The organism is Selenomonadales bacterium, assembly GCA_017442105.1.
GTDB lineage: Bacteria > Bacillota > Negativicutes > RGIG982 > RGIG982 > RGIG982.
The window spans coordinates 1-7253 of record JAFSAX010000098.1 but is presented as its reverse complement, the minus strand read 5'-3'; the positions used below and the strand labels follow the sequence as shown (position 1 = coordinate 7253).

Here is a 7253-nt window from a genome sequence, read left to right as displayed (position 1 = left end):
TGAAATGGACGTCCTTGCCGCTGACGGTACGATCCTCGATATTGACATCGACTACTAAAAACATATAAAAGACTGACTTTTCGCGAAGTCAGTCTTTTTGTTTGCCTATGATCTTGCGCACGATCGCGTGCGGCAATATCCTCATTAGATACGCAATAAACCGCCACCTGCTCGATACATAGATATGCTCGCATCTCGCCAGAACAGCCTTCTCAACATATCGCGCCGCCTCGTCTGCCGATATCCGCCAGAATGAACTTGCCTGCCCCATCGCCGTATCAACGAATCCCGGCTGATAATCCGTCACCGTAATAGGGCATCCGCGTTCCTCGGCAATGATACGCAGACTGTCTGCATAATTCGAGATATACGCCTTCGATGCACCGTATGCCGCCGTCCCGACACCGCGCACGCCTGCGATAGACGAAGCACATATCAAATGACCTCCCCCTTGACGGAAGAAATGGTTCATCACCGTATGCGCCGCCCGCGAAAATCCTACCACATTGACAGCGATCGTTTCCTCTTCCTTCTCTATATCATATTCCCGATTACGATACCCCACACCCGCACAGAGAAACACCACATCAACATGACCTTCCCGATCGAGAATATCTTTTAGATGTTCTCGTGCACCATCTCCTGCCATATCATATACATCATAGCTGAATCCTTCTCCAAGCTCCTTTTTCAGCGACGCAAGCAACACCTCTCTCCTACCAAGTCCCACGACCTCATATCCAAGGTGATAAAACCGCACTGCTGTTGCACGCCCGATCCCGCTTGTAGCCCCGATAATGACGATTTTTTTCACGCGATCACCTTCTTTAAAAAATCCTAAAAATAAAATATATATTTTAAAAATAGGGTATTGACATTCTACTAGTAGAATGATATGATTAACCTAAGAGGTAAACATTAACAATAGAACAAACATAACGTGTATATATAAGGAGTTGGATAGTATGAAAAAAAGATTATTAGCATTGACACTCGGTATCTCTCTCGTAGCAACTTCCGCAGTCGCATTCGCAATGAGCCAGCAGGACGCCCGCAATATGGCAAACGGTTACGTTCCGGCTGATGCAAAATATTCCTTCGTATCCGAAGACGAAGACAGCTTCGATGTCTTCTACCGTTCCGCTTCCAACATCTACGAGGTAGACGTTGATAAAAGACTCGGTAAAGTGACCGACGTTTCCATCGACACGCTCAATGTACCGCTCTCTACGGCAGTCAACATCTCGGCTGACGATGCCAAAGCAGCTGTACTCAAATTGTACCCGAACGCAAAAGTTACGAAAGTAAAACTCGATCGCGATTCGTACAAAACATCCTATGATGTGAAATTCATCGTAGACGGTGTACGCGGCGATGCTGATGTCCTCGCGGCAAACGGTGTCGTTCTCGAAGTAGATCTTGATTACAAATAAAAGTAAAAAATTAAAGTATATTTTTCCAATAGGGTATTGACAAACCACTATCAAAAGAGTATGATTAACCTACAAGGTATTAGTTAACAGAAGTGTATTATACATATATAAGGAGTTGAATAGTATGAAAAAAAGATTATTGGCATTGACACTCGGTATCTCTCTCGTAGCAACTTCCGCAGTCGCATTCGCAATGAGCCAGCAGGACGCCCGCAATATGGCGAACGGTTACGTTCCGGCTGATGTACAATACTCCTATATCGCAGAAGACGAAGACAGCTTCGATGTTGTATATCGCTCTGCAGATAAAGAATATGAAGTAGACGTTGACAAACGCCTCGGCAAAGTGACCGACGTTTCCATCGACACGCTCAATGTACCGCTCTCTACGGCAGTCAACATCTCGGCTGACGATGCCAAAGCAGCAGTTCTCAAATTGTACCCGAACGCAAAAGTTACGAAAGTAAAACTTGATCGCGATTCGTACAAAACTTCCTATGATGTGAAATTCATCGTAGACGGCGTACGCGGCGATGCTGATGTTCTCGCGGCAAACGGTGTCGTTCTCGAAGTAGACCTTAATTACAAAAGATAAAGCGACCTTTAAATAATAGCCTCTAACCTCAACAATAAAAAGAACGAACCATATGGTTCGTTCTTTTTATTTGCCTTCACCATATTGTTTCACGTGAAGCAATATTATTTTTTTATCTTGTCACGAAGTTCTCGTATCCATTTTTTATCATGTTGTGATACGCGATTCGATTCGATGATCTTCGTCAGTGCTTTGCGATATGTCCACAGATCAAGATCATGTTTCATCAGATATGCTTTCGTACGATCGGGACACGTGACATAGTAGACGGAGATCGCCCATGCGATCGCCATTTTGACGTAGTAGTCATCTGATCGAATATAACCCAGACGGCTGAAGAAGTCGTCTGCATATTCTTCTTTTGCGAAGTAGTATATCGCCATAACGACAGCAAATCTCACTTCATACGGATGATGCGATGCGAAATAGCGTTCTATCCGATTCCATACTTTTTTCTCTTCTGTATGAGCGAATTTCAGACTTGCGCAAAACGAATCACAGATGCCCCAGTTGTCGATATGACGTACGAATCGGGCGATACGGTCGCACCGTTCATCGAACGCTATATCAGCCATGCCGATGACGAAGCCTTCTACCATCTTTTCTTCATAATAATCTCGGCTGCACGTATCTAGATATGTGCGAAAATCACCGCGCACGATACGTTTTGCTATGTTACGAAGATGAGGCAGACGGACACCGATGATGATATCAGGATCGACATTCGGCAAGAGAGATGACATGAATCGTTTATAATCATCTTCTCTTAGTGATAACAACATCTTCCGAATATCCTGTATATCCATCTCTGTTCTCCTTTGGCAAGAGATCGTCTGCCCTCTGCCCACCTATATTACTGATTTTTAAATTCAGGCGCGCGTTTTTCTAAAAATGCGCTGATACCTTCCTGATGATCTTTCGTCTGCATACAAAGAGTCTGCATATCGGCTTCGTGTACGAGCCAATTTTCAAGTGTCATATCTTCCATACCGTTGAGTGTCTGTTTGACCATACCGAGTACGATCGGTGCCGAAAGAAGAAGTTTTTCTGCGAATGCGAGCGTTTCTGCTTCGAGCTTGTCACTTTCGATAACGCGATTCAACAGACCCAATTCGTCTGCTTTGGCCGCACCGATAAGGTCTGCCGTGAACATAAGCTCTTTTGCTTTGTGCATACCGACGATCTTCGGTAAAAGATACATACCGCCGCAGTCCGGCACGAGGCCTACTTTGACGAAGCTCTGTGCAAATCTTGCCGTATCAGATGCGAATACGATATCACAAGCCAAGGCGAGGTTGAAGCCTGCGCCTGCCGCTACACCGTTGACCATCGCGATGATCGGTTTTGTGATAGACTGTATCTGTTTGACGAGTGCGCCTACTTCCGTGATAAACGCACGCGCTTCGATAACGTTCGTCAATTGTTTCAAGTACGCAAGGTCACCGCCTGCACAGAATCCTTTGCCGTTACCTGTGAGGATGATAACACGTACATCATTATCGTTACCTGCATCATCAAGACGTGATGCCAATGTGCTGACAAGCTCACCATTCATCGCATTGAGGGCTTTCGGACGATTGAGCGTGATCTTCGCGATCTGACCGATCTTTTCATATAATACAACAGCTTCTTCCATGATATTCACTCCTTTTTCTCTTTCGTCAATAATTCCATATCAGCCGTATCAAATCCTTTTTCATAAAAAATAAAAACACCATCTATTGTGGTGTCTAAGAAAGGAGTACGTCATGCCCGACGATATCCAAGATATTCTGTTCGTTTTTCTTGTGGAGAACTTGTCGGCTGTCGTGCGCAGTCAGCCTGTGCTGCTCCCGACAGGTCTTGCTGATTATATCCGTACCGAAGTTATCGATTCGGGCGGTGCGATCCCATTTCCGTCAGACCTTGCCGATCTTTTATTCGTCTACGGACTTTCGCGCCAAGATCGTTTTTAGACGCACAGAAGCGGGCGCAATTCCGATCTCGCCCGCTTCTGCCATCCTATATACCCTTTTGCCAACTATGATACACCCGCCAAAGTGTACCATATCTCCCCCACAGATATAATACTGTATACAAAGCGAAAAAGCAAGTTCCTTATCTATATTTTTTTATTAAATAACTCATTTCTCTTGTGTAATCATCATTTATTGTTTATCATGATAGTAGGATTATTCGTTCGTGAATAATACACTTACTATGAGGAGTGATTTTATATGACTGTCAATCTTGAAATCGTAGTAGAAAATCTGAAAAAAAATAACTTTGCCGTTCATGTTGCGGAAAATAAAGAAGAAGGCGCACAGATCGTTCGTTCTTTGATCGAAAAAGGTGCGACGATCGGTGTCGGCGGTTCGGTCACGATCGACCAGCTCGATATTCTCGATGGTCTTGAAGCAGAAGGTCATCTTATCTTCAACCATAATAAAGCAGGCCTTACGCCGCAGCAGGTACTCGACTTCCGTCGCCGCGAACTGACATGCGACGTATTTCTCACCAGTACGAACGCACTGACCGAAAAAGGCGAACTCGTCAATATCGACGGTGTCGGCAACCGTGTAGCGGCACTTACGTTCGGTCCGAAACGTGTTGTTGTCGCAACAGGTATCAACAAGATCGTAGCAGACGTTCATGCAGGTATCGCACGTATCGGTTCTGTTGCGGCACCGCTCAACAACAAACGTCTCAAAAAAGATATGCCGTGCACGAAAGTCGGCCATTGCGTAGACTGCCAGCTCCCGGGTCGTATCTGCAATGTCACGACGATCACGAAAAAACGTCCTCCGCTTACCGATATCCATATCGTTCTTATCAAAGAAGAACTCGGTTATTAAGAATGATTGAGGAGATTTGAATATGATGACAGATATGATACTTGAAAATACGATCTCCAATCTCAAAAAAAATAATTTTTCTGTCTATGTGGCAGAAACGAAAGAAGAAGGCGCGCAGATCGTATGCTCGCTTATTGATGAAGGTGCAACGATCGGTGTCGGCGGCTCTGTCACGATCAAAGAGCTTGATATTCTTGATGAGCTTGATGCAAAAGGTCATCTCATCTTTGATCACAATAAGCCCGGTATCAGTCCGCAGCAGCTGCTCGACTTCCGTCGTCGCCAGCTCTTATGCGATGTATTCCTTACCAGTACGAACGCACTGACCGAAACAGGCGAGCTTGTCAATATTGACGGATTCGGCAACCGTGTAGCGGCTCTGTCCTTCGGTCCGAAGCGTGTCATTGTCGCAGCAGGCATCAACAAGCTCGTACCCGATGTAGAGGCAGGTATCGAACGCGTCAAAAACATCGCCGCTCCGATGAATGCCAAACGTCTTTTTGAAGTAGGTCGTCTCAAAAAAGCACCGCCATGTGTCAAGACAGGTCATTGTATTGATTGCCGCGGTCCCGAACGCATCTGTACCATCACAAATGTGACGAACAGACGCCCGTTCCTCACCGATATTCATATCGTTATTATCAAAGAAGAACTCGGTTACTAAGAAGCAAAAAAGGTTTACCCTATACAGGGTAAACCTTTTTTATTTTGAATGAGTATCTTTTCGTTTCGCATAATATAGCACAAGAACCGACAGGCTGAGCCACATAAGACCGCCGATATATCCGCCGATCACATCCGTCGGGAAATGGACACCGAGATAGATGCGGCTGATACCGATACCGAGTATCATAAGTACGGCACCGATGATACCTACTTTGCGCATCACAGGTGACTTGCCGTACGCCCAATAGAGAAATGCCAAGTATCCGTAGAAACAGACTGCCGTCACCGAATGACCGCTTGGAAAACTGTACCCCGTTTCAGCGATAACAGGCATCATATCGGGACGAAACCGCATAACGATACTTTTGATAAGAAGCGTCATCAGACCGCTCCCACCCGAGCAGACGACGAGCATGATACCTTCCAATATCCTCTTTTTGAGGCAAAGCCATATTACGATAACGCCGCCGACCGTTATATAAAACTCGAACGATCCGCACTCGGTAATGAGTATCATGACTTGACTTAATAATTCCGATGTGTGGATGCGTATCGCAGTAATGATCGTACCGTCAAACGACACGACATGCGGACGCAGGATATCCTTCCACGTACCATATACGGCAAGATCAAGCATGAGAGCAAACGCCATCAATATTGAGCTGAATATCGCAAGAAAACGAAATACTTTGAAAGACCTCTGTGGCACGTGCATCTATCCTTTCACAAAAAAAGTCGGGACGAGCCCGACTTTTTTATATTTCTGTTAGATATCGAGGTTACGAACTTCTTTGGCATGTTTTTCGATGAATTTACGACGCGGTTCTACTTTATCCCCCATCAATACGGAGAACATTTCGTCTGCGGCAATGGCATCTTCCATCTGTACCTGAAGGATCGTTCTGCCTTCGGGATTCATCGTCGTTTCCCAGAGCTGTTCCGGATTCATTTCGCCAAGACCTTTGTATCGCTGTACGGAGATGCCGTCACGACCGATGTCTTCCAGAAGTTTTGCCATTTCTTCGTCGCTGTATGTATACCAATGCTGTTTTCCTTTTTTGATAAGATAGAGCGGCGGTTGCGCGATGTAGATACGGCCGTTTTCGATGAGCTGTTTCATATAACGGTAGAAGAACGTCAACAGGAGCGTACGGATATGCGCACCGTCGACGTCGGCATCTGTCATGATAATGATCTTACCGTAACGGCTTTTCGCGATATCGAATTCGTCGCCGATACCGTTACCGAATGCCGTTATCATAGAACGGATCTCTTCGTTGCCGAGGATCTTATCAAGGCGTGCTTTTTCTACGTTGAGTATCTTACCGCGCAGCGGCAAGATCGCTTGGAATCGGCGATCGCGACCTTGTTTTGCAGAGCCGCCTGCTGAGTCACCTTCGACGAGATAGATCTCTGTCTGTTCAGGATCTTTGACCGAACAATCAGCAAGCTTACCCGGGAGAGAGCTGACTTCGAGTGCGCTTTTGCGACGCGTCAATTCGCGTGCTTTGCGTGCCGCTTCGCGAGCGCGTGCCGCCATGAGCGATTTTTCCAAGATGCGTTTCGTCACAGCAGGATTTTCTTCGAAGAACTCAGTCAGACCTTCGCTCAAGATAGAATCGACGATACCGCGGACTTCACTGTTGCCGAGCTTCGTTATTGACTGACCTACAAACTGCGGTTCTTGTATCTTGACGCTGAAAACGCCTGTCAGACCTTCACGGA

At 45.9% G+C, this 7253-nt stretch carries 10 protein-coding genes; 5 read left to right on the top strand and 5 right to left on the bottom strand.

Features of this window, described 5'->3' with window-relative positions; translation table 11 throughout:
* Positions 1–88: 88 nt before the first annotated feature.
* Entirely contained in the window at positions 89–814 is a 726-nt protein-coding gene (locus tag IJN28_03905) for an SDR family NAD(P)-dependent oxidoreductase (protein ID MBQ6712921.1), read from the bottom strand.
* A 151-nt stretch (positions 815–965) separates the two neighbouring features.
* On the opposite strand from IJN28_03905, the gene IJN28_03900 reads away from it, so the two are divergent.
* Positions 966–1433, top strand: coding sequence for a PepSY domain-containing protein (locus IJN28_03900; protein ID MBQ6712920.1), 468 nt, complete (start codon positions 966–968; stop codon positions 1431–1433).
* A 124-nt stretch (positions 1434–1557) separates the two neighbouring features.
* Positions 1558–2028: a PepSY domain-containing protein gene (locus IJN28_03895; GenBank protein ID MBQ6712919.1), complete on the top strand. Its 471-nt coding sequence runs from the start codon at positions 1558–1560 to the stop codon at positions 2026–2028.
* 104 nt (positions 2029–2132) lie between these two features.
* Here IJN28_03895 and IJN28_03890 read toward each other — a convergent pair whose 3' ends face one another.
* Both IJN28_03890 and IJN28_03885 read right to left on the bottom strand, forming a co-directional pair.
* The gene (locus IJN28_03890; protein ID MBQ6712918.1) at positions 2133–2834 is read right to left on the bottom strand and encodes a DNA alkylation repair protein; all 702 of its coding nucleotides are present in this window, start codon (positions 2832–2834) and stop codon (positions 2133–2135) included.
* Positions 2835–2881: 47 nt separating this feature from the next.
* Positions 2882–3664: an enoyl-CoA hydratase/isomerase family protein gene (locus tag IJN28_03885; protein ID MBQ6712917.1), complete on the bottom strand. Its 783-nt coding sequence runs from the start codon at positions 3662–3664 to the stop codon at positions 2882–2884.
* Positions 3665–3776: 112 nt separating this feature from the next.
* Here IJN28_03885 and IJN28_03880 point away from each other — a divergent pair, with 112 nt between their 5' ends.
* From IJN28_03880 to IJN28_03870, 3 genes are all read left to right on the top strand, one after another.
* Positions 3777–3983 carry a hypothetical protein gene (locus IJN28_03880; protein ID MBQ6712916.1) on the top strand — a complete coding sequence of 69 codons (207 nt, stop codon included), beginning with the start codon at positions 3777–3779 and terminating at the stop codon, positions 3981–3983.
* Between the two features lie 261 nt (positions 3984–4244).
* A complete protein-coding gene (locus IJN28_03875) occupies positions 4245–4862 on the top strand; it encodes a lactate utilization protein (protein ID MBQ6712915.1) in 618 nt (205 codons plus the stop codon).
* A gap of 22 nt (positions 4863–4884) precedes the next feature.
* Complete coding sequence (locus IJN28_03870) at positions 4885–5526, top strand: lactate utilization protein (protein ID MBQ6712914.1); 642 nt, start codon at positions 4885–4887, stop codon at positions 5524–5526.
* Between the two features lie 39 nt (positions 5527–5565).
* Here IJN28_03870 and IJN28_03865 read toward each other — a convergent pair whose 3' ends face one another.
* Together IJN28_03865 and IJN28_03860 are read right to left on the bottom strand one after the other, a co-directional pair.
* The gene (locus tag IJN28_03865; protein MBQ6712913.1) at positions 5566–6237 is read right to left on the bottom strand and encodes a phosphatase PAP2 family protein; all 672 of its coding nucleotides are present in this window, start codon (positions 6235–6237) and stop codon (positions 5566–5568) included.
* Positions 6238–6294: 57 nt separating this feature from the next.
* A partial coding sequence (locus IJN28_03860; GenBank protein MBQ6712912.1) for a DNA topoisomerase IV subunit B occupies positions 6295–7253 on the bottom strand: 959 nt, incomplete at its 5' end.

What these genes read in the sequence shown, in the direction of transcription:
- IJN28_03875 (MBQ6712915.1), top strand. Translation starts at nt 4,245, where the DNA reads ATGACTGTCAATCTTGAAATCGTAGTAGAAAATCTGAAAAAAAATAAC.
- IJN28_03890 (MBQ6712918.1), bottom strand. Translation starts at nt 2,834, where the DNA reads ATGGATATACAGGATATTCGGAAGATGTTGTTATCACTAAGAGAAGAT.
- IJN28_03895 (MBQ6712919.1), top strand. Translation starts at nt 1,558, where the DNA reads ATGAAAAAAAGATTATTGGCATTGACACTCGGTATCTCTCTCGTAGCA.
- IJN28_03900 (MBQ6712920.1), top strand. Translation starts at nt 966, where the DNA reads ATGAAAAAAAGATTATTAGCATTGACACTCGGTATCTCTCTCGTAGCA.
- IJN28_03880 (MBQ6712916.1), top strand. Translation starts at nt 3,777, where the DNA reads ATGCCCGACGATATCCAAGATATTCTGTTCGTTTTTCTTGTGGAGAAC.
- IJN28_03885 (MBQ6712917.1), bottom strand. Translation starts at nt 3,664, where the DNA reads ATGGAAGAAGCTGTTGTATTATATGAAAAGATCGGTCAGATCGCGAAG.
- IJN28_03870 (MBQ6712914.1), top strand. Translation starts at nt 4,885, where the DNA reads ATGATGACAGATATGATACTTGAAAATACGATCTCCAATCTCAAAAAA.